At 64.5% G+C, this 26,269-nt stretch carries 30 protein-coding genes; 9 read left to right on the forward strand and 21 right to left on the reverse strand.

The window, feature by feature from the left end; all coding sequences use genetic code 11:
• Window positions 1-30 precede the first annotated feature (30 nt).
• Complete coding sequence (locus QTI24_RS27005) at window positions 31-990, reverse strand: Bug family tripartite tricarboxylate transporter substrate binding protein (protein WP_286604580.1); 960 nt, start codon at window positions 988-990, stop codon at window positions 31-33.
• A gap of 40 nt (window positions 991-1,030) precedes the next feature.
• The gene (locus tag QTI24_RS27010) at window positions 1,031-2,038 is read right to left on the reverse strand and encodes a Bug family tripartite tricarboxylate transporter substrate binding protein (RefSeq protein WP_286604582.1); all 1,008 of its coding nucleotides are present in this window, start codon (window positions 2,036-2,038) and stop codon (window positions 1,031-1,033) included.
• A gap of 294 nt (window positions 2,039-2,332) precedes the next feature.
• Between QTI24_RS27010 and QTI24_RS27015 the strand changes: the two genes are divergently transcribed.
• Window positions 2,333-3,334, forward strand: coding sequence for a LacI family DNA-binding transcriptional regulator (locus QTI24_RS27015; RefSeq protein ID WP_286604584.1), 1,002 nt, complete (start codon window positions 2,333-2,335; stop codon window positions 3,332-3,334).
• On the opposite strand, the gene QTI24_RS27020 is transcribed toward QTI24_RS27015, so the two are convergent.
• Window positions 3,331-4,104: a FadR/GntR family transcriptional regulator gene (locus QTI24_RS27020; RefSeq protein ID WP_286604587.1), complete on the reverse strand. Its 774-nt coding sequence runs from the start codon at window positions 4,102-4,104 to the stop codon at window positions 3,331-3,333. The genes QTI24_RS27015 and QTI24_RS27020 overlap by 4 nt on opposite strands.
• A gap of 149 nt (window positions 4,105-4,253) precedes the next feature.
• Here QTI24_RS27020 and QTI24_RS27025 point away from each other — a divergent pair, with 149 nt between their 5' ends.
• Entirely contained in the window at window positions 4,254-4,652 is a 399-nt protein-coding gene (locus QTI24_RS27025; protein ID WP_286604588.1) for a hypothetical protein, read from the forward strand.
• A 70-nt stretch (window positions 4,653-4,722) separates the two neighbouring features.
• Here QTI24_RS27025 and QTI24_RS27030 read toward each other — a convergent pair whose 3' ends face one another.
• Together QTI24_RS27030 and QTI24_RS27035 are read right to left on the reverse strand one after the other, a co-directional pair.
• The gene (locus QTI24_RS27030) at window positions 4,723-5,118 is read right to left on the reverse strand and encodes a DoxX family protein (protein ID WP_286604591.1); all 396 of its coding nucleotides are present in this window, start codon (window positions 5,116-5,118) and stop codon (window positions 4,723-4,725) included.
• Window positions 5,115-5,366, reverse strand: a complete 252-nt coding sequence (locus QTI24_RS27035; RefSeq protein WP_286604593.1) for a DUF4287 domain-containing protein — start codon at window positions 5,364-5,366, stop codon at window positions 5,115-5,117. The genes QTI24_RS27030 and QTI24_RS27035 overlap by 4 nt, the downstream gene beginning before the upstream one ends.
• 47 nt (window positions 5,367-5,413) lie before the next feature.
• Here QTI24_RS27035 and QTI24_RS27040 point away from each other — a divergent pair, with 47 nt between their 5' ends.
• On the forward strand, window positions 5,414-6,061 hold the full coding sequence (locus tag QTI24_RS27040; protein ID WP_286604595.1) for a TetR/AcrR family transcriptional regulator: 648 nt from the start codon (window positions 5,414-5,416) through the stop codon (window positions 6,059-6,061).
• 91 nt (window positions 6,062-6,152) lie between these two features.
• Here QTI24_RS27040 and QTI24_RS27045 read toward each other — a convergent pair whose 3' ends face one another.
• Window positions 6,153-6,806, reverse strand: coding sequence for a glutathione S-transferase family protein (locus QTI24_RS27045; protein WP_286604597.1), 654 nt, complete (start codon window positions 6,804-6,806; stop codon window positions 6,153-6,155).
• A 155-nt stretch (window positions 6,807-6,961) separates the two neighbouring features.
• On the opposite strand from QTI24_RS27045, the gene QTI24_RS27050 reads away from it, so the two are divergent.
• Entirely contained in the window at window positions 6,962-7,288 is a 327-nt protein-coding gene (locus QTI24_RS27050) for a hypothetical protein (protein ID WP_286604599.1), read from the forward strand.
• Window positions 7,289-7,355: 67 nt separating this feature from the next.
• Here the strand turns inward: QTI24_RS27050 and QTI24_RS27055 are convergent, their stop codons facing one another.
• Both QTI24_RS27055 and QTI24_RS27060 read right to left on the reverse strand, forming a co-directional pair.
• Complete coding sequence (locus QTI24_RS27055) at window positions 7,356-7,997, reverse strand: hypothetical protein (protein ID WP_286604602.1); 642 nt, start codon at window positions 7,995-7,997, stop codon at window positions 7,356-7,358.
• 138 nt (window positions 7,998-8,135) lie between these two features.
• Entirely contained in the window at window positions 8,136-9,074 is a 939-nt protein-coding gene (locus tag QTI24_RS27060; RefSeq protein ID WP_286604604.1) for a LysR family transcriptional regulator, read from the reverse strand.
• 103 nt (window positions 9,075-9,177) lie between these two features.
• Here QTI24_RS27060 and QTI24_RS27065 point away from each other — a divergent pair, with 103 nt between their 5' ends.
• Window positions 9,178-10,164, forward strand: a complete 987-nt coding sequence (locus QTI24_RS27065) for a Bug family tripartite tricarboxylate transporter substrate binding protein (protein ID WP_286604606.1) — start codon at window positions 9,178-9,180, stop codon at window positions 10,162-10,164.
• Window positions 10,165-10,190: 26 nt separating this feature from the next.
• The gene (locus QTI24_RS27070; RefSeq protein ID WP_286604609.1) at window positions 10,191-11,210 is read left to right on the forward strand and encodes a 4-hydroxythreonine-4-phosphate dehydrogenase PdxA; all 1,020 of its coding nucleotides are present in this window, start codon (window positions 10,191-10,193) and stop codon (window positions 11,208-11,210) included.
• A gap of 88 nt (window positions 11,211-11,298) precedes the next feature.
• Here the strand turns inward: QTI24_RS27070 and QTI24_RS27075 are convergent, their stop codons facing one another.
• From QTI24_RS27075 to QTI24_RS27115, 9 genes are all read right to left on the reverse strand, one after another.
• Window positions 11,299-12,660, reverse strand: coding sequence for a benzoate/H(+) symporter BenE family transporter (locus QTI24_RS27075; protein ID WP_286604611.1), 1,362 nt, complete (start codon window positions 12,658-12,660; stop codon window positions 11,299-11,301).
• A gap of 9 nt (window positions 12,661-12,669) precedes the next feature.
• Window positions 12,670-14,052 carry an MFS transporter gene (locus QTI24_RS27080; protein WP_286604612.1) on the reverse strand — a complete coding sequence of 461 codons (1,383 nt, stop codon included), beginning with the start codon at window positions 14,050-14,052 and terminating at the stop codon, window positions 12,670-12,672.
• A 50-nt stretch (window positions 14,053-14,102) separates the two neighbouring features.
• Window positions 14,103-14,891, reverse strand: a complete 789-nt coding sequence (gene benD, locus QTI24_RS27085; protein WP_286604614.1) for a benzoate diol dehydrogenase BenD — start codon at window positions 14,889-14,891, stop codon at window positions 14,103-14,105.
• Window positions 14,888-15,904, reverse strand: a complete 1,017-nt coding sequence (gene benC, locus QTI24_RS27090) for a benzoate 1,2-dioxygenase electron transfer component BenC (protein WP_286604616.1) — start codon at window positions 15,902-15,904, stop codon at window positions 14,888-14,890. The genes benD and benC overlap by 4 nt, the downstream gene beginning before the upstream one ends.
• A gap of 23 nt (window positions 15,905-15,927) precedes the next feature.
• On the reverse strand, window positions 15,928-16,413 hold the full coding sequence (benB, locus tag QTI24_RS27095) for a benzoate 1,2-dioxygenase small subunit (RefSeq protein ID WP_286604617.1): 486 nt from the start codon (window positions 16,411-16,413) through the stop codon (window positions 15,928-15,930).
• Window positions 16,413-17,798: a benzoate 1,2-dioxygenase large subunit gene (gene benA, locus QTI24_RS27100; protein WP_286604619.1), complete on the reverse strand. Its 1,386-nt coding sequence runs from the start codon at window positions 17,796-17,798 to the stop codon at window positions 16,413-16,415. Before benA ends, benB begins: the two co-directional genes overlap by 1 nt.
• 145 nt (window positions 17,799-17,943) lie before the next feature.
• Window positions 17,944-18,864 carry a dioxygenase family protein gene (locus QTI24_RS27105; protein ID WP_286604620.1) on the reverse strand — a complete coding sequence of 307 codons (921 nt, stop codon included), beginning with the start codon at window positions 18,862-18,864 and terminating at the stop codon, window positions 17,944-17,946.
• A 48-nt stretch (window positions 18,865-18,912) separates the two neighbouring features.
• The gene (catC, locus tag QTI24_RS27110; RefSeq protein WP_286604623.1) at window positions 18,913-19,203 is read right to left on the reverse strand and encodes a muconolactone Delta-isomerase; all 291 of its coding nucleotides are present in this window, start codon (window positions 19,201-19,203) and stop codon (window positions 18,913-18,915) included.
• Between the two features lie 8 nt (window positions 19,204-19,211).
• A complete protein-coding gene (locus QTI24_RS27115; RefSeq protein ID WP_286604624.1) occupies window positions 19,212-20,366 on the reverse strand; it encodes a muconate/chloromuconate family cycloisomerase in 1,155 nt (384 codons plus the stop codon).
• Window positions 20,367-20,488: 122 nt separating this feature from the next.
• Here QTI24_RS27115 and QTI24_RS27120 point away from each other — a divergent pair, with 122 nt between their 5' ends.
• Window positions 20,489-21,406 carry a LysR family transcriptional regulator gene (locus tag QTI24_RS27120; protein WP_286604626.1) on the forward strand — a complete coding sequence of 306 codons (918 nt, stop codon included), beginning with the start codon at window positions 20,489-20,491 and terminating at the stop codon, window positions 21,404-21,406.
• A gap of 10 nt (window positions 21,407-21,416) precedes the next feature.
• Here the strand turns inward: QTI24_RS27120 and QTI24_RS27125 are convergent, their stop codons facing one another.
• Window positions 21,417-22,502 carry a LysR family transcriptional regulator gene (locus QTI24_RS27125; RefSeq protein WP_286604629.1) on the reverse strand — a complete coding sequence of 362 codons (1,086 nt, stop codon included), beginning with the start codon at window positions 22,500-22,502 and terminating at the stop codon, window positions 21,417-21,419.
• Between the two features lie 111 nt (window positions 22,503-22,613).
• Between QTI24_RS27125 and QTI24_RS27130 the strand changes: the two genes are divergently transcribed.
• Together QTI24_RS27130 and QTI24_RS27135 are read left to right on the forward strand one after the other, a co-directional pair.
• Window positions 22,614-23,126, forward strand: a complete 513-nt coding sequence (locus QTI24_RS27130; protein ID WP_286604631.1) for a YybH family protein — start codon at window positions 22,614-22,616, stop codon at window positions 23,124-23,126.
• A gap of 217 nt (window positions 23,127-23,343) precedes the next feature.
• The gene (locus QTI24_RS27135; protein WP_286604632.1) at window positions 23,344-23,844 is read left to right on the forward strand and encodes a helix-hairpin-helix domain-containing protein; all 501 of its coding nucleotides are present in this window, start codon (window positions 23,344-23,346) and stop codon (window positions 23,842-23,844) included.
• 655 nt (window positions 23,845-24,499) lie between these two features.
• On the opposite strand, the gene QTI24_RS27140 is transcribed toward QTI24_RS27135, so the two are convergent.
• The 3 genes from QTI24_RS27140 to QTI24_RS27150 form a co-directional block, all read right to left on the reverse strand.
• Window positions 24,500-24,952 carry a hypothetical protein gene (locus tag QTI24_RS27140; RefSeq protein ID WP_286604635.1) on the reverse strand — a complete coding sequence of 151 codons (453 nt, stop codon included), beginning with the start codon at window positions 24,950-24,952 and terminating at the stop codon, window positions 24,500-24,502.
• A 13-nt stretch (window positions 24,953-24,965) separates the two neighbouring features.
• Window positions 24,966-25,172 carry a hypothetical protein gene (locus QTI24_RS27145; protein WP_286604636.1) on the reverse strand — a complete coding sequence of 69 codons (207 nt, stop codon included), beginning with the start codon at window positions 25,170-25,172 and terminating at the stop codon, window positions 24,966-24,968.
• Window positions 25,173-25,512: 340 nt separating this feature from the next.
• Window positions 25,513-26,130, reverse strand: coding sequence for a LexA family protein (locus QTI24_RS27150; RefSeq protein ID WP_286604637.1), 618 nt, complete (start codon window positions 26,128-26,130; stop codon window positions 25,513-25,515).
• Window positions 26,131-26,269 lie beyond the last annotated feature (139 nt).

Here is a 26,269-nt window from a genome sequence, read left to right on the forward strand (position 1 = left end):
TGGCTTTCAGGAGATTCGTGTGGTGCCCGGTCAGTCGATCGTGATCTTTCCGGTCTCGATCACGTTCTTCCAGCGTGCGTACTCCTTCTGCTGGAACTCGGCGAACTGCGCCGGGGAATTGGCGACCATCTCGAAACCGATCGAGGTGAACTGGTCCTTGACCTTCGGATCGTTGAGGGCCTCGACGAAGGCGGCGTGCGCCTTGTCCCGCACGGCAGGAGACAGGCCCTTGGGCGCCACGATGGCCTGCCACGAAGCCACCTCGACGTTCTTGACGCCGGCTTCCGCCAGCGTCGGCACGTCCGGCAGGACGGGCGAGCGCTTCGGGCTGGTGACGGCCAACGCGCGCATCTTGCCGCCCTTGATGTACTGCACCACCGAGTTGATGTTCTGGAAGGACGCGTTCACCTGGCCGCCCATCAGGTCCGTATGCGCCGGCGATCCGCCCTTGTAGGGAACGTGGATGCCCATGGTCCCGGTCTGCTGCCAGAACAGTTCGGCCGTCAGGTGGTCGCTGGAGCCGTTGCCGGCCGAGGCGAAGGTCATCTTGCCGGGATTGGCCTTCTGGTACGCGATGACGTCCGCCACGCTCTTGTGCGGCGAGTTCGCGGGCACCACCAGCACATTGGGCGAAGCCACCGCCACGGTGATCAGGTCGAAGTCCTTCAGCGCGTCGTACTGGAGGCCCTTGACCAGATGCGGAACGATGACGAGCGGACCGAGCGAGGTGACGAGAAAGGTCGCGCCATCGGGCGCCGCGCGCTTGACGAAGGTCGCACCGATGGTGCCGGTGGCCCCGGCCTTGTTGTCGACGAGGAAGGATTGCTTGAACTTGTCGGTGAGCCGCGGCGCGATGGCGCGCGCCACCTGGTCGGTCGAGCCGCCCGGCGGGAACGGCACGACGAGGGTCACGGTCTTCTCGGGCCAGTTCTGTGCGTTGCAAGCAAAGGCGGCGAGGCCCAGTGCGATCAGGGTCAGGTATTTCTTCATGCGTTGTCTCTGTGTAGGGATGTGGATGTGACTCCGGACGTCAGTCGAGCTTCAGTCCGGCCTTGGCGACGACGGCCGCCCAGCCCTTGCGCTCTTTCTCGAAGAAGCTGGACATTTCGGCCGGCGGCATCGTGGAGATGTCGGCGCCCTGCGCGATCAACTGCTCGCGCACGGCCGGCAGATGGATGATGCGAAGCAGTTCGGCCGAGAGCCGTTCGAGCTGTGGCGCCGGCAAGCCCGCAGGCGCCATCACCCCTTGCCAGGTGCCCGACTCGAAGCCCTTGACGGTGTCGCCGATGGTCGGGACGCCCGGGAGTTGCGCCATCGGCTTGGGCGACGAGACCGCGATGATCTTGAGCCGCTTGGATTGCACGAAGGGCAGCGTCGCCAGCATGCCGTTCATGAGGACTTCGGCCTGCCCGGCGATGGTGTCGTTGATCGCCTGCGAGCCGCCCTTGTAGGGGATGTACTCCCACTTGGCGCCGGTCTTCTCCTGGAGCTGGATGCCGGCGAGATGCGGAGCGCTGGCCAAGGCCGTGACCGCAAAGGAAAGGGGCTTCTTCTTCGAAAGTTCGACCAGTTCAGGCAGCGTGTTCGCCGCAACGGAAGGATGGACGACCAGCAGGTGCGGCGAGTAGGCCAGCATCGCCACCGGCTGCAGGTTCTTCGAAGGATCGAACGGCAGCTGCGTGTACAGCGACGGGCTGATGGCCAGCGCGCGCACGTCGCACATCAGCAGCGTGAGACCGTTGGGGGCCGACTTCGCGACGAAGTCCGCGCCGATGTTGCCGTTTGCGCCCACCTTGTTGTCGACGACGACCGTGGCCTTGAGCGCCTCGGCGAGCGGCGTCGAGATGGCGCGGGCAATGATGTCCGAGGAGCCGCCCGCGGTGAACGGAACGATGATCTTGATCGTCTTGCCGGCAAATGCATCGGCGGGCGCATCGGCCGCACGGCTTGGCGTCGACACGCCGGCCGCCGCCATGGCCACGGCACTGAGTCCGGCCCATTGAAGGATTCGACGACGCGGGAAATGTGCGATCTGCATGGTGACTCCAGTCGTGGTTGGTAACGTTGTCATTCGCGGCTTTGTTTTCGGATGCCCGGCGCCATGGTGAGCCGCCTTCAAGTCCCTGTCGAGCTGCCGCTGCAAGAAGTGTCGAAGCGGAAGAAATGATATCGTTGTCATTTTGGACAGTCAACCGACTTCTTGTCAGGGTTTTCCCGCGCCGCTGCGCTCGAGTCAACGGCCCGTTTCCCGCAATCTGGCACCGGCAGTCGGCTTCTGCTAACGTTGTCATCCTTGCCACCTCCCGCCCAGGCGACCCGCCGGACAGCCCGAATGAATGCCGTATCTCCCTTCAAGGCCGCCACGCTCCATGACGTGGCCAAGGCCGCGGGTGTGTCGCTGATCACCGCATCGCGAGCGTTGAGCAATCCGGGCGTGGTCTCGAAAAAGACCATCGAGAAGGTGCAGGCGGCGGTCGAGTCGACTGGCTACATCCCGAACCTGCTCGCCGGCGGCCTCAAGTCCAAGCGCAGCCTGATGGTGGGCGGCATCGTGCCGGCGCTGTCGGTGGCCCAGTTCCTGCCGACCGTGCAGGCACTGACGACCGAGCTGGCTTCGGCGGGCTATCAGCTGATCCTCGGACAAACCTCCTACGACGCCGGCCAGGAAGAATCGGTGCTCAACACGATGATCGGCCGGCAGCCCGATGGCATCGTCATGACCGGCCTGGTGCAGTCGCAGAAGGCCAGGGACCGGCTGCGTCGCTCGGGCATTCCGGTCGTCGAGACATGGGACCTCAGCGATCGGCCCGTCGACATGCTGGTGGGCTTCTCTCACGTGAAGGTCGGCGGCGCGGTGGGCGGCTACTTTCTGAGCAAGGGCTGGAAGCACATCGGCATCGCGACCGGTGACGACCATCGTGCCCGCATGCGGCGCGATGGATTCCAGACCACGCTCGGCCGTGAGGTACCGACGGCCGTCGTTCCGGCACCGAGCAGCCTGGCACTGGGCCGCCGTGCGCTCGCGGAACTGCTGGAAAAGGAACCGCGGCTCGAAGCGGTCTGCTGCAGCTCGGACCAGTTGGCGCAGGGCGTGATGGTGGAAGCGCTCGCACGCGGCCTGCGCGTTCCGCAGGATCTGGCGATCTGCGGCTTCGGCAATGCGGATTTCGGCGCGCACACGGTCCCCTCGATCTCCACCGTGCACGTGGATGGCGCCGAGATCGGCCGGCTTGCCGCGCGATTGATCGTCGCCCGCTGCCGGGGTGAATCGGTCGCGCAACCCGTCGTCGATGTCGGGTTCCGCATGATCGAGCGGCAATCGTCGGCCACCTAGGGCGGCAAGACCCCCCGCGGCCGTTCGCAGGCGCGCCGTCTCTCTCGTCCGTTCACCAGATGGGTTCGCATGGCGGCGCGCGCCGCCTCCACGTCGTGCTGCGCGGTGGCGTCGAAGATGCTTCGATGCTCATGCCGGACCTGGCTCGCCCACGCAGCGCTCAGTTCCTCACCCGCGGCAGCTTCCAGGAAAGCAGTCGGTACGCAGGTGGGCCCCAGCGCCTCCAGCACCGCGGCGAAATGCGGGCTGTGCGACGCGCGCGCGATCTCGAGGTGGAACTGGAAGTCGGGGACGGCGGTGTCCATGCCCTGATCCATCGCGGCATTGAACGCGTGGAGAGCGCCCTTCAGGGCGGCCAGGTCGCCGGGGGTGCGGCGTTGCGCTGCCAGCGCGGCCGCCTCGGACTCCAGGCCGATGCGCAATTCGATCAGCGCGAGCGCCTGCGCGAGGCTGTCGTCCGGACTGCTGTCGACCTGGAACGGCTTGGCCCGCGAGGCGCCCACCACGAAAGTGCCGACGCCCTGCCGCGTCCGGACCATGCCCGCCGCCTGCAACTTCGAAAGCGCCTCCCTGACCACCGTGCGGCTGACCCCGAACTCTTCCCTGATCGCGGCCTCGGTCGGCAACCGGTCGCCCGCGCGCAGAGGGCCGATGCGCATCCGCCTGCTCAGCTCGTCGACGACCCCGGCGCTCAGGCGCCGCGATCGGGGTCGTCCAACGGGCTGCAATGAGGACGTTGTCAACTCGTACTCCTGGAAGTTGTCGCGCATCAGGGCTTGCTTCTCGGGCGAGTGGGTCACGTGCGAATGAAACTGCGGAGACTATTTAATGCAGGAGAAAGTTCTCGTTTCTTCGATGCGATTGCCGCTTCTGTCCTTTGCACCGCACAATTTGCGAGTCGGCGCCCATACGATGACGCATGAACTGCACCACCAGCGTTGAGGCCGAGTTGGACCTCTTCTTCGCTTGGCTTGCCCAGTTTGAAGCGGACATTCCTCGAACGCGGCATGTCATCACGCGCTGGTACGCCAGCCCGGCACTTCAAGCCTACACAGGCTACTCGTGGTTCAAGCCCTCGACGCCTGGCGAACCTGCGTTGTGCCTCGCAACCCTCTTGGTATCTGAAGACCTTCGAGGCCAAGGCTACCTCACTCGGTTCGTCGAGCGCTTCCTTGCCGGCACGCATGGCTTGGAAGCGCGCGTTCTCTATATCGAAAACATTGCGAGCCCGCGGTTCGAGGGTTGGCTTCTACGAGCGGGCTTCCAGCGGTGCACACACGGCACGGGAGAGTTCTCCGCGTACTACCTGGTCAGATAGCCTGCATCGCCAGATGCTCGCACCGCATCGGACTTACAAAGGCCTAGCCGTCAGCCTCTTGAAGCCGTGGTTACGCCGCGGTGGGGCTGCCCGGTCTGGAAAAAGCGGCCTTGAAAAAGGTCGGATAGCGCAACGCCAGGCCCGCCCACATCACGAGCCCGACGTAGACCCCGAAGAGCACGTGCGTGGCCAAGGGCGACCCGACGCGGTAATGGGTCGCCACCGCGCCGCCCAGGAACCCGGTCAGATAGATTGCGCCGAGCACACTCGTGCGCGGCACGGCGTACAGCACGGCGCCCAATAGCAGCAGCACACCAAGTGGCACGACCGCGCTTACCGGCCAGCCGAGCTCTTGGGTGCTTCGCAACACCGGCTCCATCTTGAGCAGCTTGCCCGTGGCGTCCAAGATAAAGAACAGCGTGGCAAGGCCCGAGAGGCCGACGCCGATGCGTCGCGTCCAGTTCATGGCCTGCCCCGCTTGGCAGACGCCGCGGGTGCTTCGGACAAGGGAACCCATCCATTGCGCTTGAACGCCTCCCAAACCGCCATGGCATGCCCGTGGCCAAGCCCCGAGCTGTTCTTGAGCCAGGCGACGAACTCCATCGTCTTGGTGTCCGGGCGCAGGATCCCCGCTTGAACGGCTTGGTCGAAGAAGTCCTTCGGCTCCTTGCCGGTCCTGGTCCGGATGTTGTTCATGTAGGCTTCGAACGTCATGCGCGAGTCCCATCCGTCGATATTGGATGTAGCACACTATAGTCAATATGAAAGCTCAGGACAAGCGGCCCTACCGCTCAGAAACTCGCTCGGAAGCGGCGGAGCGCACCCGAGCCAGGATCCTGGACGCGGGGAAGTTTCTGTTCTCTCGCAAGGGGATCGACGCGACCACCATTACCCAGATCGCCGAGCGAGCGCGCGTGTCGGAGCCGACCGTGTATGCGGTGGTGAAATCCAAAGCCGGGCTGTTGCACGCTCTGATGCATGATGCGATCTTTGGCCCGCGGTTCAAGGAAGCCCACCAGAAGCTCGAAGGGCTGAGCGACCCAGTCCAGCGCATCGCGATGAGCGCCCATGTGGCGCGAGCGATCTACGAGGGCGAAAGCGCGGAGCTCGGCCTGCTGATGAAATCGGCGGCGTTCTCGCCAGAGCTTCGCAAGACGAACCAGTCCTTCGAAGCCTTGCGGCGGGAGATGCAGCGCGAGCGGATCGACGCACTGTTCGCGGCGAAGCGCGCGCGGAAAGGCCTGACGAAAGAGGCGGCAGCGACTGTGCTGTGGATGCTGACCAGTCGCGAGGTTTATCACAAGCTCGTGCACGAGTCGGGTTGGGCACCCGACGTGTTTCAAGCTTGGCTCGAGCAAGCGCTGCTGGAGGCTTTGACGGACGGGCTCGGTTCTGATTGCGACGCCTAACCCTGCATCGCCCCGTCCCTTGCCCTCGGCGGGACTGCGCCATCGCAGTATCGGATGGCCGCTCGGCGGCCGGAGCCCAACGTGGACCTTGTCAGGCGGTCGGATGGCTTGCAGTGAAAACCGCCAGTTGATCTTCAAAAGCACGTTTGTAGGCTGGCCGCGCCTCGCCACGGGCGACATAGGCACAGAGATTCGGATGCTCCTCCAGGACATCCGATCCGCTCAACCTACGCAGCACGGTCACCATCAGGAGGTCGCCGGCGCTGAACGCCGCGTCGAGCCAGTCTGAGTCGCCGAGCCGACGGGAAAGTTCGCCCAGCCGCACACGGACGCGATCCTCGAGGATCAATAGACGCTCCGCGTACCAGATCTTGTCGCGCTCGACCAGCGTTGCGGTTTCGCGATCAAGGATGGGCGGCTCGACAGTATTCAGGGCAGCAAACATCCACGTGATCGCGCGCGCCCTTGCGTTCGCATCGTCCGGCAGCAAGCCAGGGTGGCTCTCGGCGACATGGAACACAATCGCCCCTGACTCGAACAGGGCAAGATCGCCTTCTTCATAGGTCGGGATCTGCCCGAACGGATGAAGCGTGCGATGTGCGGGTTCCTTCATCTCAACGAACGAAACGAGCTGAACCTCGTAAGGCTGGCCCACCTCTTCGAGCGCCCAGCGAACGCGCATGTCCCGTGCCAACCCCCTGCCGCGATCGGGCGACCGTGCAAAGGCGGTGATGGTGGGCTTCATTTGAAGTCTCCGGCTGATCGCAGGAGGCCATTGTCCGCCTCTGGCCGGGACCGCCTGTTCTCAAGGCCGCATCGAAGACCCGTCGGGCAGAATGCGGCCCAGGAGCAGACACTTGATCGCCGCCCCCAAGGCGCACGCTACCTCCACGAGTTGCAATGAAACTGATGTCCTCAAAGTCCGCACGTCCTCGGACCATGCCAGCAGCTGCGACGGGCGCGCACGCCATCGGTACCGCTGCACTGGGCTCTCTCGCGATTGGCGCCGTCGCCGTCGGTGCTTTGGCGATTGGTGCCTTGTCTATCGGCCGGCTCTTTGTTGGCCGAGTTCGAATCCGACGGTTGGAGATTGACGAGCTTGTTGTTCGCCGCGTCCGTGTTACAGAGCAGCTCATGACGCCGTCAGACCCTGGTGGCGTCATCGATGAGACGAAGTCGGCTGCCGTGACGCCGTTCATCGAGGGGGCCGCGGCGTCGAAGCAGTAGGCAGATACGCGAGCGCAGCGCGGTGGCTGCGGTGACCCGCGCCACTTCGGCGTGGCTTCCACCGTCGCTATCTCCCCAGGGCCGCGAGCTTCCTCCTGGCGCTCTGGAGGAGACCTCCGCGCTCGATGGGCGCCTTGGCCTTGGTATCGCCCTCGGCGACGACTTCAATTGCAAAGGGAGCCGCCAGCTTCAAGGTGAGGTCGTCACGCGCCGTGAGGGCCGCGTACCGAGTGCTGGAAATCACGTGCACATCGAGGTGCCGGCCGATAGATGTCGACAGCTTCCGGCACGCCGCGGCCATCTCCGATTCTTCCGGCACCAGCTGCCCGTGAACCACAAGAAGTTCCACTGTGGCGTCCTTGTCTTCCCCAAGCACGAATGCACGCAGCACTGAATCCTTGAACTTTGAACGCAGCATCGCGCGGATGGGCTCCGCGGCGGCGAACGACTTGAGCGCGATCGTCCTGAGCTCGTTGTAGAAGACGAACGAGGTGTTCGCGCCGACTGCTTCTTGCTCGTCGGCCTTCGACTTGTGACGGCACAAGATACCGCTTTGAAGGAGATGCTCCTGGGTCTGTTCGATCAGTTCAGGATTGAGTTTGGTCCGCTTCTCGAGTTCAGCCACCGAGAACCTGTTCATCGGCTCGGCAAACACGACCTTCAACAGCTTTTGGACTTCTGGCGCTAGGAGGAAATCTGCGGCACTCATTCAGGCTTATGGCAACGGGTATTGGGCATTATGGCGACTCTCCGCCTCCCGCAGGCCTCGGCCTGAAACGGCGGTGACGGGACGTTGCCTATTGAGAAATCTTCCATGAGCAAAAGACACGCACTCTCGACTGCCCGTCTATGAAGCGGGCCGCAACAGCGCCACAAACTCCGCTGCCGCGGGGGACAGGCTGTGCGCGCGTCGAGTGATCAGGTAGATGGGGGGCACGCGTATCGGCAACTTCATCGGCAGGACGCTCAGCACGCCCAGCCTGGCATAGTGGGCCGCCTGCGACGCCGGCATCACGGCGGCCATGTCTGAATGTTCCAGGAGTGCGGTCATCGCGATCGGCGAGGCCGTCTCCGTGACCCGCAAACGTTGCTGGATGCCGGCCTCGTGCAGCGCCGCCTCGAAGCGTCCACGCTGCGGCGAACCCGGCGGCTGCAGCAGCCACGGCCATTCGACCAGCTCTCGCAGCGTCACCGACTTGCGTTTGAGCAGCGGATGCGCTTGGCGCACCACCACCACCTGGGGCTCGCCAAGCAGCAACACGCAGTCGAAGGCCTCGGCACTGTGGTCCTCGGTGAGTCGCCCGAGCATCAGGTCGACCTCACCGCGCGCCAGTTGACGCAGCATCACGTCGCTGGTATCGACCACCACGCTCACAGCCACGCGCTCGTGCTTCTGCTGGTAGGCCACGAGCGCCGGCGCCAGCAACTCCGGCACCGCACCGGGCACGCTTCCAACGCGCAGCGCACCACTGAGTCCGGAGCGCAGCGCCTCGATCTCTTCGCACACTGCGCCGAAGTCGGTCAGCACCCAGCGCGCATGGCGAACCAGCGCCTCACCGTATGGCGTTGGCGTCATCCCGCGCGCCACGCGGGTAAAGAGAGGCACGGCGAAAGTCTCCTCGAGCTGTTGCAGCAGCTTGGTCGCCGCGGGCTGGCTGATGCTCATCGCCGCTGATGCCCGACCCAGGTGCCGGTGCTGGTCGAGCAGCGCAAGCAGCACCCATTGACGCGTGCGCAGGCGCAGCAACAGGCGCCAGGGCGGAAGATCGATGGATGGTTGGCTCATATACAGATGTATATGAATTCTTCAGGAATATCGATTGGATTGGAATGGCAAACATCCCTAAGCTGTACCCGTCAGCCTCGAAGAAAAAACGGAGACACGCCCCATGCCATTCCAATCCTTGCGGTGCCGCGCAGTCAGCGCCCTCGCCGCCTTGCTGTTGATCGCGGCGCCGCCCACGGCCTCCGCGCAGACTGCGTATCCGGACAAGCCCCTTCGCATCATGGTCGGCGCCTCCCCCGGCGGCGGCACCGACATCCTCGCGCGCCTGCTCGCGGACAAGTTCGGCGCCGCGCTCAAGCAACCCGTCGTTGTCGAGAACCGGCCCGGTGCGTCGAACACCATCGCGGCCGAACTCACCGCACGCGCCGCAAGCGATGGCAGCACGCTGCTCCTGGCCACCAACACGGGTCAAGCGGTCGCGCCTCACCTGCTCAAGCTCAAGTACGACCCACTCAAGGACCTGCAACCCGTAGGCCTGGTGGCCGTGATGCCGAACGTTCTTGTCGTGCCTGCGACCTCGCCCTACCAGAACGTCAGCGAACTCATCGCCGCGATGCGTGCCAGACCGGGCTCCTTCAAGTACGCGTCCTCGGGCATCGGCAGCACGCAGCACGTGGGCGGCGAAGCCTTCGCACTGGCCACCGGCACCAAGGCCATCCATGTGCCGTACCGCGGCAGTTCGCAGGCGCACATCGACATCATCGGTGGGCAGGTGGAGATGATGTTCGACAGCACCTCCTCGGCCATGCAGCAGATCAAGGCCGGCAAGTTGCGCCCGCTCGCCGTCGCGGCGGCCAAGCGCACACCGGAACTGCCCGAGGTCCCGACGCTCGCTGAGGCCGGCGTCACCGGCGCCGACGTCAACACCTGGTACGGCCTTTTCGTCACCGCCGGCACGCCGCGCGCAGCCGTGGAGCGACTCAACGCCGAACTTGCGCAAAGCCTGCGGTCGGCCGACGTACAGGACCGCATCAAGGCGCTCGGCGGAGAGATCTCGGCCACGAGCATCGAGGCCTTTGCAGAGATGAACCGCCATGAGTTCGATCGCTACGGCAAGCTGGTCAAGGACACCGGCATGCGTGCCGAGTGACTCGGAAAGACAAGGAAAGGAATTCGATGAAACCCAGAATCGCAGTGCTGCCCGGCGACCCGAGCGGCATCGGTCCGGAGATGATGGTGAAGCTGCTCGCGCGCGCGCCCAATCTCGAGGCGGCCGATCTGTTGCTCGTCGCCGACCCGCTGGTGCTCGAAAGCGGCCAGCGCATCGCTGGCGGCGCCACGCTCGCCCCCCTCCGCCTCCAGAGTCTGGACGGGCTGCGATTCGAGCCCGGCCGGCCGAGCCTGCTGGTTCAGGACACGATGGGCGGTGTTCCCCCGGTGCTCGGCGAATCGAACGTGCATTCCGGCATCGCCTCCTTCGAGGCGATGCAGCTGGCCACCGAGGCCGTTCGCCGAGGCCTGGTTGACGGCATCGTCTTCGCGCCGCTCAACAAGCATTCACTGCGCCTCGGCGGACTGCAGCATGAAGACGAGCTGCGCTACATGCAGGAGCGGTTCCGCGTGCCAGGCTTCGTCTGCGAGTTCAACATCACCGGCAAGCTCTGGACCTCGCGCGTCACCTCGCATGTGCCGCTGAAGGACGTCGCAGCCCTCATCACTGGCGACGCCGTGAAGGACGCGGTGCACATCATTCGCGACGCCCTCATCAGTGCCGGCGTCCAGGCGCCACGCATCGCGGTCTCGGGCCTCAATCCGCACGCGGGCGACGGCGGCTCCATCGGCAGCGAAGAGATTGAGATCATCGCGCCGGCCGTGCGCGCGCTGCAGGCGCAAGGGATCGACGCCCGTGGTCCCTATTCGCCCGATACCGTCTTCATCGGCGCGCGCCGCGGGGACTTCGACGCCGTCGTCTCGATGTACCACGATCAGGGCCAGATCGCGATGAAGCTCATGGGCTTCGAGCAGGGCGTGACGCTGCACGGCGGCCTGCCGGTGCCGGTGGCGACCTCGGCGAGCGGCAGCGCCTTCGACATCGCTGGCCGGGGCGTGGCGACCATCGAGGGCTTGCAACACGCCTTCGACCTGTGCGTGCGGATGGCCCGCGAGCGGAAGGCGCGATCAGCTCGGGCGAACTGACGCAGCGCGGACTGCGATGTCGGGTGCACAGGCTCTTGCCGACACCGGAACGGCCAACGGGGTTCGCGCACTCACGAGGCGACGGTCCTCATTCGCCGTCGCGGGCTTGTTCCGAACGGTGCTTGACCGGAGGTGTCGCATCGTCGATCAGCGCGCCCGAGGCCACAACGAGGCGATGCAGGGAGGCGGCCATCGCGCGCAGTCGCTCGGCTGGGGCGAAGGAAGCGGACTGCGGTGAAAAGTCGCGCCGCTCGAGGCACCACGACACGCCAAAGCCCATCGCCAATCCCCAGAACGCGGCTCCGATGTTGAAGATGGCGAGATCCGCTGCGGTGACCAAAAAGGCCACCAGCGCGCCAAGCGTGAACCGCTCCTTGAACGCCGTCATGAAGGCGGACTGCAAGACACGCAGCATCGCCAAGCCGGCCAGCACCATGACGAAGGCCTTGGGCAGATGGAGCATCAGCCGCGTGAATGCGGGCGACATCAGGCCGAAGACCATCGCCAGAATGCCGGTAAAGATGCCAGCACTGTATTGGCGGGAACGCTCTCCCGAACCACTGATGATTGCGTTCGTGGGACCGGTGAGGCAGGTGCTGACGGCACCGACCGCCGCGCTCATCATGGCTCCAATGCCGCAGGCCAGCGTCACGGCGTTCACCGGTGGCTCATGCCCAGCTGCCTTCGACACGGCGATGCCCTGGCCGTTCTGGACGACCAGCACCGTGATGGTGAGCGGCACCACGAGTTCCACCATTGCAGACCACGACCACACGGGCATTCGCACCACCGGACGAACCAGTTCAATGGATCCCAGCGCGGCAACGTCCATGCGCGTGAGAAACGCTGTCATGGCCGCGCCCACCAGCAGGGCCCCGATCAACGGCGGCAGTCGGCGCCCGAGCGCGGGGACCGCCGTCAGCGCCAGCCATGCGATGACCATCGGACCCGCGATCGCCACGTCATCGTGCAACGATCGCACGAGGTCCAATCCAAACCTCAGGAACACCGCAGCCACCATGCCCATCACGATCGGCATCGGAATCGCCGCCATCGCACGGCGGACCCAACCCGTGCAGCCCAGCACCAAGATGAGCGCGCCAGTGGCGTAGTACGCCCCGATCACCTCGGCGAAGCTGAGATGCATCAGCGCAGGCCCGACCAGCACGGTACCGGGAATGGTCCAGAAGAAGGCCAGCGGCTGGCGGTACAGCCAGCACATCCCTACGCTGATGAGGCCATTGACGAAGAAGACGCCGAAGAGCCACGAAGCCAGTTCGGCCTCACTCAAGCCACCGCCGGTACCGACCGACAGAACGATCGCGACCGGGGCGGTGGCCGCGAAGACAAAACCGATGAACCCGTTGGCTGCGTAGGTGGGGCCGAAATCGGCCACCACCCGGCGCCAGCCCAGCAGCGGCCGCGGCGGCGGCTCGAGGTGGTGCAACATGGCCGGCTGCTACTTCGCGGGCACCGCGGCCTTCGAGCCAACCATCGAACTCTCGCGAATCGCACCCGAAGCATCTGCACGTTGGGCACCTGTCGAACGACCATGGTTGATCAAGGCCACCGCGATGGCCGCAATCACCGCGGGGATCGCAATCGCCATGAAGTTCTGCTGCAGCGGGAGTGCCAGGCCGACAAGGCTGCCGATCACGATCGGCGCGAGGATCGCGCCGCTTCGCCCCACGCCCGAGGCCCAGCCGATGCCCGTGGCACGCACTGCCATCGGATAGAACTGCCCCACGTAGGCGTAGGTCACGATCTGCGTCCCGATGGTCGACGCGCCCGCCAGGCCGACCAGCAGGAACAGCACTTCCGTTGGCGCGCGATAGCCCAGCAAGGTGATCGACACCGCCGCCAACGCATACATGCCCACCAGCACGTACTTGATGTGGAAGCGGTCGGCGAGCCAGCCTCCGCCTACCGCGCCGATCATGGCGCCGAAGTTCAGCACGAGCACGAAGGTCAAGGCGGAACCCAGGCTGTAACCAGCGCTGGCCATCAGCCGGGTCAGCCACGAGCTGAGGGCGTACACCATGAACAGGCACATGAAGAACGCGATCCAGAACATCACGGTGCTGAAGCCGCGACCTTCCTGGAACAGGCGACCGATCGGCGCGCTCGCGGCCTTGTCTTCGCGCGGCAGCGCGAAGTTGTCGCCAGACTCGGGCCGGTAGCTGGGATCGAGGCGCGACGCGAGGCGTTGCAACTCGTCGAGTCGGTTCGCCTTGATGAGAAAGGGCATCGACTCGGGCATCGATTTCAGGATCGCGGGGATCAGCAATACCGGCAAGCCCGCTGCAAGAAACACCGACGACCAGCCATAGGCTTCGATCAGTCCCTTGCCGAGCAGCGCGGCCAGCATTCCGCCAACGGCGTAGCCGCTGAACATCAGCGTCACCATCGTGCTGCGGATCTTGCGCGGTGAGTACTCGGTCATCTGCGCGACCACGTTCGGCATCACGCCGCCAATGCCAAGCCCCGCCAGGAAGCGCATCACGCTGAAGCTGATCGGCTCGTGGGTGAGGCCCGCGGCCGCGGTGAAGATGCTGAACAGCGCGATGCAGATGACAATCGCGCGTCGCCGACCGATCTTGTCCGCGATGGTGCCCAGGAAGATGGCGCCGAACATCATGCCGAACAGCGCGGAGCTGACCATGAAGCCCGCATTCGTCGGGCTCACGCCCATCTCCTTCATGATCGAAGGCAGCGCGATGCCGGCCACCGCGAGGTCGTAGCCGTCGAAGATGATGATCAGGGCGCACCAGAAGAGAACCAACCCGTGGAAGCGATTGAAGCGGGCCTCGTCGGCCAGCTTGTGGAGATCGATGTTGCGCATGGTGTTGTCTCGATGTGTCGTGGGTGTTTGGAATGAAGTCCGTGGCAGCGTCAACCGAGATCGCCGCCACCGACCGGTACGACCGTTCCCGTGATGTAGGAAGCGTCGTCGGATGCCAGGAACAGGATGGGCGCGACCTGCTCGTCGATCGTCCCGTAGCGGTGCATGAGGCTCGAATCGACCGTCTGGTCGACCACGCCCTGGTACCAGGCGGTGTCGCGAGCAGTCGGCCTGGCCCGGGACTGGTTGCGCGGCACGCGACGCGGTGGTGCGTCGGTGCCGCCGGGCGCCGTGGCGTTGATGCGGATGCCGTTGCGCGTGTGCTCCATCGCCAGCGATGCGGTCAGCGCGTTCACGCCGCCCTTCGCTGCCGAGTAGGGAACACGATGCACGCCGCGCGTCGCGACCGACGAAACGTTGACGATGACACCGCGCTTCTTCTTGACCATGAACGGCAGCGCAGCGCGGCAGGACCACAAGGTCGGGAACAGCGAGCGCCTGATCTCGGCCTCGATCTGCGCCTCTTCGTAGTGCTCGTAGGGCTTGGCCCAGATCGTGCCGCCGACGTTGTTGATGAGCACATCGACGCGCTTGAACCGAGCCAGGCAATCCGCCACCATGGCCTGCGCACCCGCGAAGGTTTCGAGATCGGCCTGGAAGGCTGCAGCGGTGCCGCCGCCCTCCTCGATCTCCGCAACCACCTCTTTGACGATGTCGGCGCGGTCGACCGCCAGCACCGTGCCGCCTTCCGCCGCCACCCGCAGCGCGACGCCCCGGCCGATACCTTGCGCGGCGCCGGTGACGATGACGACCTTGTTGTCGAAGCGATCTGCGCTCATGCCGCCACCGCTTCGTTGGCCGAAGAGAACTTCTCGAAATGAAAGTTCCTGGGTGTCACGCCGACACCGGACATCCACTTGCGCACCCCTTCCACCATCGGCGGCGGCCCGCACACGTACACGTCGACATTGCCGTCATGCAGGTCATCGCCCGAGAGGTGATTCGTCACGTAGCCTTGCTTGGGATGCCCGCTTTCCTGGTCCACCACGCAAGTGAAGAACTCGAAGTTCGGCAAGTTCGACTTCAGTTCGTCCAGCGTCTCGAGTTCGACCAGGTCGTCGTTGGTGTTCACGCCGTAGGCCAGGCGGATCGGCTGGTCGGTCGGGTTCTCCTTGAGCCACAGCAACATCGACAGGAATGGCGCAAGACCGGTACCACCCGCAAGCATCAGGATCGGGCGCACGGCAGGACGCAGGTAGAAGCTGCCGTACGGTCCCGTGAACATCATGAAGTCCTCGGGCTGCGCCTTCTGGCGCATGTAGGTGCTCATCAGTCCGTCGGGCACGTCGCGAATCAGGAAGGCCAGTTCGGACTTGTTCGGTGCGGAGCTGAAGGAATACGAACGGGTCTCCTTGCTGCCGGGCACCATGAGGTTCACGTACTGGCCGGGCAGGAAGGCAAGAGGCCGTTCCGCCTCCAGCAGGAAGGACACGGTCGTGGACGAATCCCGCTGGATCTTCGTCAGCTTGCCGCCATGCGCGCCGACTTCCGTCTTGCAAGCCGCGGACGAAGCGGGCACGCGCACCACGCAGTCGGAGGTGGGCTTCATCTGGCAGGTCAGCACGTAGCCGCTCGCGGCCTCGTCATCGGCGAGCGCATCGTCGATGTAGTCCCCCATCGTGTAGCTGCCACTCTCGCAATGGCACTTGCAGGTGCCGCAGGCGCCGTCGCGGCAGTCGAGCGGAATGTTGATCTTGGCGCGGTACGCGGCGTCGGCGATCAGTTCGTTGGGCTCGCACGGGATGATGCGCGAGACCCCGTCCTCGAACTGCAGGGCGATGTTGTATGACATGGCTTGTCTCCTTGTCCCTTGGATCAGATGTGATAGATGTCGAGCAGGTGGTGGATGTAGTCGTTCTTCAGGACGACGTACTTGCGCTTGATCAGCGGCTTGCCGCCACTCGTGTCCAGCGTGTACTGGGAGCTCCCGAAGTACACGTCGACGATGTCGTAGCGGAAACTGTGCGTGGTCCAGTTGAAGGACACCACGCATTGCTTCTCGTCCTGCGACAGCACCTCGAGGTTGTTGATCGCATGGCCCGTGCGCGTGTCGGGCATCGTGGCGCTCGATCGATCGGTCTGGATGCGAAAGACGCGGTCCTCGAGACCTTGCTTGTCGGGGTAGTAGATCAGCGAGACTTCGTTGTGCGGGTCCGTCGTCAGCTTGTCGTCGTCATCCCACGAAGGCATGAAGAATTCGGCGTCGTCGGCGTAGCAGGCGAGCCAGTCGGCCCAGCGGTGTTCGTCGAGGGCGCGGGCTTCCGCGTAGACGAAGGCCTGGAGTTCCTGGTAGGACAACATCACTGGCCTCCCGTCGAGTGTTCTGCGTGCTCGGCGACGACAGCCTTCTTCATGGTGTCGAGCCAGTATTCGTGCTGGCCGATGTAGAGGCCTTCGTCCTCGGTCTTGACGCAACTCATGTCCGGCTTCAGGTCGATCAGGTCGGCCGTCGCGTCAGGCCCCTTGATCCAGTGGGTGGCGCCGCGGCTCATGTCGTTCCACTTCACGGCCCGCGCGCCATAGCCGTGCTGACAGGAGCGGAACTCCTCCAGGTCGTCGGGCGTGGCCATGCCGGTCGCGTTGAAGAAGTCCTCGTACTGACGCAAGCGACGCGTGCGTGCCTCCGGCGCCTCGCCCTTCGGCGCGATGCAGTAGATCGTCACTTCCGTCTTGTTGACCGAGATCGGCCGCACGATGCGGATCTGCGAACTGAACTGGTCCATCAGGTAGACGTTGGGGTAGAGGCACAGGTTGCGGGACTTGCCCAGCATCCAGTCGGTGCGCGCTTCGCCGAACTTGCCGACCCACTCGTCGCGCTTCGAATACAGCGGGCGGTCTTCCGGGTTCGACCAGTTGGTCCACAGCAGCAGATGGCCGTGCTTGAAGGTGTAAGAGCCACCGCCCTGCTGCGCCCACTTGCCGGCGTTCATGGCCTTGACGGTGTCGACCTTGCCGTCGACGCTGCGCCGGCTGGTGGTGGCCGCATAGTTCCAGTGCACCGACGACACGTGGTAGCCGTCGGCGCCGTTCTCCGCGCCGAGCTTCCAGTTGCCGTCGAAGGTGTAGGTCGATGCACCGCGCAGCACTTCGAGACCGTCAGGCGACTGGTCAACGATCATGTCGATGATCTTGGCGGCCTCGCCCAGGTGCTCCTTGAGCGGAACGACGTCGGGGTTGACGCTGCCGAACAGGAAGCCGCGGTAGTTCTCGAACGCGCCGAGCCTGGCCAGGTCGTGGCTGCCTTCGCAGTTGAAACTCGACGGGTAGCCGGCCTCGGTGCTGTTGTCCTTGACCTTCAGCAGCTTGCCCGCGTTGTTGAAAGTCCAGCCGTGGAACGGACAGGTGAAGCTCGACTTGTTGCCCTTCTTGTGGCGGCACAGGATGGCGCCGCGGTGCGTGCAGGTGTTGGCCAGCGCATTCAGCTTGCCGTCCTTGCTGCGCGTGATGACCACCGGCTGGCGGCCGACATACACGGTCAGGTAGTCGTTGACGTTGGCGATCTGGCTCTCGTGCGCGAGGTAGACCCAGTTGCCTTCGAAGATGTGCTTCATCTCCAGGTCGAACAGCTGTTCGTCGGTGAAGACGGAGCGGTCCAGGCGGTACTTGTGCTCGACCGGATCGTCCTCGAGCAAGGCATCCAGCTTGGCGAGGTTCGGCGTCGACGGGACGGGATAGATGGGGATCATGCGTGTCTCCTCGGAGGTAGGCGAATGGCGATTCACTGAAAGGGGGTCGTCGCAAAGCCGAAGCACGCTGCTTCACCCATCGACGATCGGTATGGAAATGGACTCCTGGCCGGGCTCGTGCCGACTCAGGAGCGGCAGCGTCGGATCAGCCGACGGCGCGGGCCACGCGGGCCTGGGGCGAGGCCTCGCTCTCGTCAACCGCCGGCTGCATGACGAAGTCGAATGGCACGCGGGTGAACGGCTCTTTCACGCCGAGCGACTCGTAACCCTTGGCGGACGTGTTCTTCTCGAGCTGCAGGATCAACCCGTCGCGCGTGGCGAACGCGAAGTCATCGTCGATGAAGCTGTCGCCCGGCACATTGACTTGCGTCGTCAGTGTGCGCAGGCCCGGTGCGACCACGAGGAAGTGGATGTGCGCCGGACGGTTGCCGTGGCGGCCAAGCGCGCCGAACAACTCCGAGGTCGGGCTGTTGGGGGGAATCGCATAGCCCGGCGGCAGGAAGCTGCGGAAGCGATAGCGGCCTTCGGCATCGGTCTCGATGCGGCGGCGCAGGGCGTACTCGGCCTGGTCCGGGTCGAAGTGCGAATAGCGACCCAGCTCGTTGGCGTGCCACACATCGACGATGGCGCCGGCCACGGGCTTGCCGTGGATGTCGAGCACGCGCCCTTCCATCACCATCGTCTCGCCGCGCTTCGCGTCGCCTTCCTCATCGACGCGCACTTCGTACTTCGCAAGCGGCGCGCCGGCGATGTAGAGCGGGCCTTCGATGGCTCGCGGCGTGCCGGCATTGCGGCCTGCGCGTTCATCGGCTTCGTCGAGGCGGATGTCCAGCAGGCGATCGAAGCCCAGGCCGGCGGTGATCAGACCGGCCTGGCCACTGGATGCCAGGCGCGAAATCCAGTCGACGCCAGCCCAGAACTCGTCGGGCTGGACGTCCAGGTCATCGATCGCGCGAAAGAGATCGCCGATGATGCGCGCCGCAATCTTTTGCACGCGTGGGTTGCCGTTGGGCCGGTTCGAGTGGGTCACTTTTTCCAGCAGCTGGGTCTTGCTCATTTCGTTCATGGCTTTGTCTCCGTGGGTTCGTGGGGGTTGGGTTGAGGAAAATGAAAATCAGCGGTCGTCGTCATGGATGGACGAGGCGTGACGGCAGAGCGGTCGCACCTCGATGTCCATGTAGGGGAACAAGGGCAGCGTCATCAGGGTGTCGTGCAACGCGGCGTTGTCGGCGACGTCGAAGATGCTGACGTTGGCGTAGCGTCCGGCAATGCGCCACAGGTGGCGCCAGACACCGTCGCGCTGCAGGCCCTGTGCAATCTCCTTCTCGCGCGCCTTGAGCTGGTCGGCCTGCGCGGGCGGCATGTCGTGCGGAAGGCAAACGGTCATTTCGACGTGGAACAGCATGGTGGTCCTCAGGCGGTGACGGCAACCGCCTGCGACGCGCGGTCACGGCGATAGAAAGCGAGCTTGTCGAGGTCGAGCTGCACGCCGAGGCCAGGCACGTGCGGCAATTGCAGTTCGAAGTCGCGGTAGTCGGGACGCTGGACGACGATGTCGTCCTTGAGCAGCAGCGGGCCGAACAGCTCGGTGCCCCAGGCAAGCGTTGGGCAGGCGGCAAAGACATGGGCCGCGGCGATGCTCCCGATGCTGCCTTCCAGCAGCGTGCCGCCGTAGACGCCGACGCCGCTTGCGTCGGCGACAGAAGCAGCCCGCAACGTGGGCCACAGGCCGCCGGCCTGGGAGATCTTGAGCGCGTAGACGTCGGCAGCGGCATCGGCGGCCAGGTCGAAGGCATCGGTGGCGTCGTGCACCGCCTCGTCGGCCATGATGGCCACATCGAAGCGGGCGGCGAGCCGCTTCAGTGCGCGACGATTGCGGCGTGCCACCGGTTGTTCGATGAGGCTGACCCCGATCGCTTCGAGCGCGGCGATGCCTTGGACGGCGGTGGTCTCGTCCCAGGCCTGGTTCACGTCGACGGTGAGCATCACGTCGTCACCCAGGCCGCGGCGGATCGCCTGCACGTGAGCGATGTCATCGGCCAGCGCATGACTGCCGATCTTCAGCTTGAAGACCTTGTGGCGGCGCGCCTCGATCAGGGCAAGCGCCTCATCGACGTCGCGCGTAGCGTCACCGCTCGCGAGGGTCCAGAGCACCGGCAGCGCGTCGCGCATGGCGCCGCCCAGCAGCGCGTGGACCGGAAGGCCGAGGCGTTGGCCCTGCGCATCGAGCAGTGCGATCTCAACCGCCGACTTCGCGAACGAGTTGCCTTGCACGGAAGCGGATACACGCTGCATCGCAACGTTGACGCTTGTCGCGTCCGTGCCGATGAGCAGCGGCGCGAGGTAGTTGTCGATCGCGCTCTTGATGCTCTCGGGGCTTTGGTCGCCGTAGGCCAGGCCGCCGATGGTGGTGGCCTCGCCGATGCCGGTCAGCCCGTCGCTGCAGATCAACTGCACGATCACGAGCGTCTGACGCATCATGGTCGTCATCGCCAGCTTGTGAGCGCGGATGGTCGGCAGGTCGACCAGGACGGCTTCGATGGATTGAATGGAGGGGCTCGTGTTCATGGGTTGAATGTTCGTCTTCACGAGCCCTGCGGTCCAATATCGATTGGGTCCGGCAAAATACCTTGAAGGTATAGAGACATCGGGTTTTCACTGACCCGCGCGATCCGCCACCAGGAGACGCCATGCACCTCGAATTGCGCCATCTGCGCTACTTCTGCGCGGTCGCCCGCGAACTGAGCTTCAGCCGCGCGGCCGAGCAGCTGCACATTGCCCAACCGCCGCTGAGCCGGCAGATCCGCACCCTCGAAGACGAGCTTGGCGCCGAACTGCTGGACCGTGGGTCGCGTCCGCTGCGGCTCACGCCGGCCGGGCGCTTCTTTCAGATCCAGGCGCAGCAGATGCTCGACCGAATGTCGGAAGTGCAGGCCGCAACCGCACGCATCGCCGGCGGGAGGCGAACCTGGTACGCGATCGGGTTTGCGCCCTCCACGCTGTACGGCAAGTTGCCCGACGTGATCCGGCAATTCCGCCAGGAACAACCGACGGTCGATCTGAGTCTTTACGAGATGACGACGGTGCAGCAGGTGGAGGGCCTCAAGGCGGGCCGGATCGACATGGGCTTCGGTCGCCTCAACTTCGACGACGACGAGGTCGTCGGGGAACTGGTGCGCGAGGAGTCGGTGATGGTGGCATTGCCCGTGAACCATCGCCTGGTCAAGCACAAGACGATCAGCCTGGCCAAGTTGGCGACAGAGCCGCTCCTGCTGTATCCCGCGAAGCCACGGCCGAGCTATGCCGACCAGGTGCTGGAGATGTTCCAGTCGCGCGGCCTGAAGCCCGTGATCGCACTGGAGTCGAACGAGGTGCAAACTGCTATCGGGCTCGTGGTCGCCGGCCTCGGCTACGCGCTGGTGCCGCAGTCGGTGCAGAACCTGCATCGAGAGGGGGTGCTTTACCTGCCCCTGAGCGACGCCGGCGTGACCACGCCGGTGATCATGAACCGCCGTCGAAACGACGAATCCGAATTGACGAGCTACTTGGCCGAGATGGTCCGGTCATTGCCAACGTCCGTACGCAGCATGGCCAGGCGGGGCGAATAAGGCGTTCGACTCAATCGCGGAGGGCGACACCCCGCGTTCCTGCTGCGACGCCCAACGGCCGCGCTCGCCCGCGCTGTTCCCGGATCGGAGCCGCTGGGGGAGCAGTTGTAGGGCGCCATGCCTTGGTGGTGCCTTGCCGGGTGCGCTTCCGCGCAGCAGTGCCCGCTGTCCCAATCATGTCAAAGAGCCACGCCAGTCCCTCGTCTTGCAAGGCCACCTTCGGTGCAACGGCTCGAATCCGGAAGCGATCCAGCCGCATTGGCGCTTCCACCGCAGCGACGCCAAATCGCGCTCCATGCATCGCGACGAAGGCCCTCGGCAGCGCGGCGACCAGATCCGTCTCGGCGATGACGGCGAGGGCAAACATGAAATTCGGAACGGTCAGCGCGATGCGTCGCGAAAGCCCCTGCTCCGCCAGGAGCCGATCGATGAAACCGAAGGCATCTCCGGTATGCGACACGAGAAGATGCTGCAAGGCGAGGAACCGGTCGACGGTCAGCTTGCCAGCGAACGAGTGGCCGACGCGCATCGCGATGACGAAGTCCTCTTCGTAAAGAACCCGCTCGGCAAAGCGCGTCGGGGCATCGTCCGTGGGGATGATGGCGATGTCCATCGCGCGCGCCTCGAGGTCGGCGAATGCGGCGCGCCATGCACGCTCGGGCGACGTTTCCCCTTGCGTGGGAAGCAACTGGCGCACGCTGATGTCAATGCCGGGGGCGCGCTCGCGCAGCACGGTCAGAAGCGGCGGCAGGAACACCGCCGAAGCCCCGTCAGGGGCGCCGATCGTGAAACGACGCCTGGACGTCGCGGGATCGAACTTCTCCGCGGTCGAGATCACGCTTCTGACGCGTGCCAGGACGTCCCGGATGGGAGCGGCCAATTGCTCCGCACGGGCCGTGGGCACCACGCCTTTCGGCGTCTTGAGAAAGAGCGGATCGTTGAGTAGCCGGCGCAGCCTGCCGAGCCCATGACTGATCGCCGACGGCGACAGGTTCAGTCGTTCCGCCGCCCGGCCCACGTGCCGAGTCTCCAGGACCACCTCGAAGAGAAACAGCAGGTTCAGGTCGGCGCGCGCGAGATCAATCTCGTTCAGCATATTGCTGAAATCGTATCACTTGATTCAGGAGCTGGGCAGTGCGATCTTGTGGCTCCAGGAGGCCACGCCCGGTGGCTTTGCGACGAACGAACCTGATCAGGAGCGACCCACATGCCAGCCACGCCACATCCAGAACTCGCAGCCGAAGTCGCCGAACTCCTCCGGCAATCGCAGCAGGCCAACGCAGCCCTCATGCGCGGGGACATTCACCACTACCTCGGACTGATCACCCACTCGGACGACTACACGCTGATGTCCCCGTTCGGAGGAACGCCGACACACGGCCCACAAATCACGAGCGAACGCTGGGAGGACATCGGACGATTCTTCAGCAACGGCTCCTTGACGCAGGAACTCGTCCAGTCATACGCCTCGACCGACATGGTCGTTCTTGCGACGATCGAACGAGCACACGTCGAAGTCGGCGGTTTGCCGGCGCAGGCGTGGTCGCTGCGCGTCACCTTGGTCTATTGCCGCGAAGGGAGCGGATGGCGTCTGGCGCATCGGCATGCCGACCCGCTCGTCAACGGCATCAGCCTCGAGCACGCGGCCGCGCTCGCCCGGGATCCCGAAACTGGCACTGCGCCGGAACACGCAAGCCCTGGCGTGGCCCTGGAGGTCTGAAGCGGCCGACGCCGGCCTGGTGCCAGTGATGTGGCCGGCCGCCGGTCCCCGGCCTTCCCGGCCGCTAGAACCTCTATCGGTGCGACTTGTTCTATCGTTGCTTCGGCCCGGATTAGGTTTAGGCTGCCTCGCTGCATGTGCGGGCTGCGCTCTCTCCATGGAGCGGGCTCCGCTGCGCCGTCAGGGTGACGGCTGACAATCGTGAAGTAAAGGGCCAATGTCTTGCACTATCCGCTCTGTCGGTGACCTCGCGCAGTTGCCTGACGACGAACTGCTCGCGTGTCTCGGACGGTTGCGCGCTGCGATTCACGAGGCAAAGCGCAAGCATGCGGCCGCACGACGCGAGGCACGAATTCCTGCAGACAAGGCGTTTGAGTTTCACACGTTCGAATGGCGCCCTAAAGGTCCCCAGCGTCTTGCGGCCCCGAGCAAACTCAGCCCACAAACTCCAATCGAAGAAATTCCCGTTCGCGCTAGTGCCCGTGAGGCTCTGTCCGAACTCAACATCTTCTGCGTCGATGACCTGTCAGCCATCAGCGAGCAAGAGCTCATGATGAAGCAAGCAATCGGTGCGAAGACTCTGAATCGCCTTCGCGAAGTGCTGGCGTGTGTCGGCCTGGATTTTCTGCCGAATCCCACCGACCAGTTGACTGCATGCGCAGGACGCCGAAGGTCCGTCGATGCGCCAGGCAACGTGGGTGCGACGAGCAATGAGTGAATGCGTCGATTGGGTGGCGCTGTATGCCTATCCGTCACACCTCCTGAAGCTACAGCCCGGGGACGCTGGCATCTTCGTTTGTCCGCCGGCCTGGAGAGGACGGCTGAGCACTGTGTGCGGAGTCTGGCTCAAAGGCCATACCGACTGGGCCTCTTACTTTCCAGATGGCACTCCCTGGAAGCATGTGTTCTGGACCGAGGCCGATGCGGAGGGTCTGAGGGTGGTGCGTGCACCCTTGTCAGAACAGGCTCGCGGCGTGTGCTCAAGGAGATTCAGATCCTTGCCCCGCGGTGACGTCCAGCCTCGTCGTACGGAAGCGCTGGAGGGAATCTTCGCCACCTGGTCGACCAGGAGTGCGAAGCATGCCCCAGCAGGCGACACCGAACACCGGAGGAAACCGGTTGCCCCGTCTCCTCGGAAGTGCAAGAACTGTTCTACAGCCGATGATCTGCACCTTCGTGCAACAGCCACAGCCAAGCAGCCGTTTCCGACGCCTCCAAGCGTTCGGCTCGACCCGCAAGCGGACAACGTCCCCAAGGAAGCGTAGCAGTCAGCGAATCCAGCAACAAATCTCATGAACGTTCGCTGGTTGCCGGCGGATCGCAAGCTCTCGAGGTTCAATGCAGAGGTCACGGACAATTTTCCGTGCGGCAATCTAATCCACGTAGTCCACCAACAGCAGCGAAACCGCGCGCAGGAACGCGAGCTCGCACGGCTTTACTTCGCAGCGATCCATGTCGAAGTGACACAGCATTCCACACGCGGGTCCGCCCCCCACCGGCATCAGCACCAGCCCGCAAAAGGAGATGATCGGGCTGCCGGATGTGTCGATGCGACTATCCTGGCTGCAGTCCGATGAGACGAAATCGCCGCGTGCCAGCGTGAGCCTGGCCAAGTCGTTCAAAAGCAGGGCACTTTGCAGATGGGCGCGGTTTTCGCCGAAGCGATCAAAAACACAAACAGGTTGCAATGCTCCGAGGTGGACGCGGTGCAGAGCCGTGTAGCGGAAGTTCGTTCGATCGTTCAGAAGTTGCAGCGCCGAAGTGAGGCCGTGGTCAAGTCGAGCCTTGAAGGTCAGCAGCTGATCCTCGAAGGGAATTTCGATCATCAGGTCGCCGCGGCTAGTCGACGAAAACTTCCCTGATCGAGTCGCCCGCATCGCGCTCGCTCCCATCCCTGAATCCCCTGACGACCTCGGCGCACTCGTCAGCGACGAGCAAGCCGAAGTCCCGCAACTTCATGGGCAGCGAATCACCGGGCTTGATCAGCATTGCCGCCGTTGCGCAGCGCCGGAATATCTCGTCTGGCGCTTCGATGTTGATTGCCATGGCTTGCCTCCGATCCGTTGCTTCACCCTTCGACCAACGCCGCAAGAATGCCGCGCTACGAAGAGGGGGCCCGAAAGGTCGCCGGCAAAGCTTTCAGGATCGTCGACAGCGCTGCCAGGTCTCCTTCGGCCGCGCCGATCACGATCACATCGCGGCGCGGGATCACGGGCTGTCGACACCTCGGCGAGGTGCGTCGTCTCGCCGATCTGACCGAGGCAGCGCGGCACCAAAGTCGTAGGTCCGCGTTTTGAAATCCCGGCTTCGGTCGCCGCTCCGGTGGGATAGAAAATATAGCACTGCATAGCTAGTCTATCCACCGCCACGGTCGCGTCACGGGTACTTATCGGAACCGCTTGCTGAACTCGCGCACGACGCCCACGACCTTCGCTCCATCCAGCGGCTTGATCGGGTAGCGCGAGTTGAGCGGCTTCAGATACAGGTCGCCGCCGTCCCTGATGAGTTGCTTGAAGGTGGTGGCTCCGTCGTCGCTGAGCGCAATGACGTAATCGCCCGGCACGGCGGCCAATTCGGGTTCCACGACGATGATCGAGCCCGGCGGAAACGAATCGCCCGCTTCACTCACCATGCTGTCGCCCTGGACAGCGAGCGCGTAGGTATGGCGCTTGACCGGTACCGACACGGGCACCGTGTCGAACTTGCCCTTCGGCTTGAAGTTGTCGATGACGGTGTAGTCGCCTGCCTCGACTTCGGACACCAGGGGCACTTCAGCGCGCATGGCGACGCCCTGGCCGGCGTTCGAGCCGCCCGACACCAACTCGGCCACGGAGATTCCCAGCAAGGTCGCAACGCGATGCTGGTTGCTTCGCTTGGGCGCCGTGCCGCCTGGTCTTTCCCATTGTTGGACCGCTCCTCGACTGACTCCGACAGCGTCAGCGAATTGCTGTTCGCTCATTCCAAGGTTCCGGCGCCCTTCCCGGATCAGTCGATGGCTGCTCATGGCCGAAGACTACTGGTGGCGTTGGATAGAAGTTTAATCCTAGATAGGCTTTCTTGCGGGAGCCGGAGCCGTGACAAGCCATCACTGCTGCCAGGTAGGACGATCTCGCCAGTGGCAGATGGGCGAGTGGACACCCATC

This window comes from Variovorax sp. J22P240 (genome assembly GCF_030316855.1).
GTDB lineage: Bacteria > Pseudomonadota > Gammaproteobacteria > Burkholderiales > Burkholderiaceae_C > Variovorax.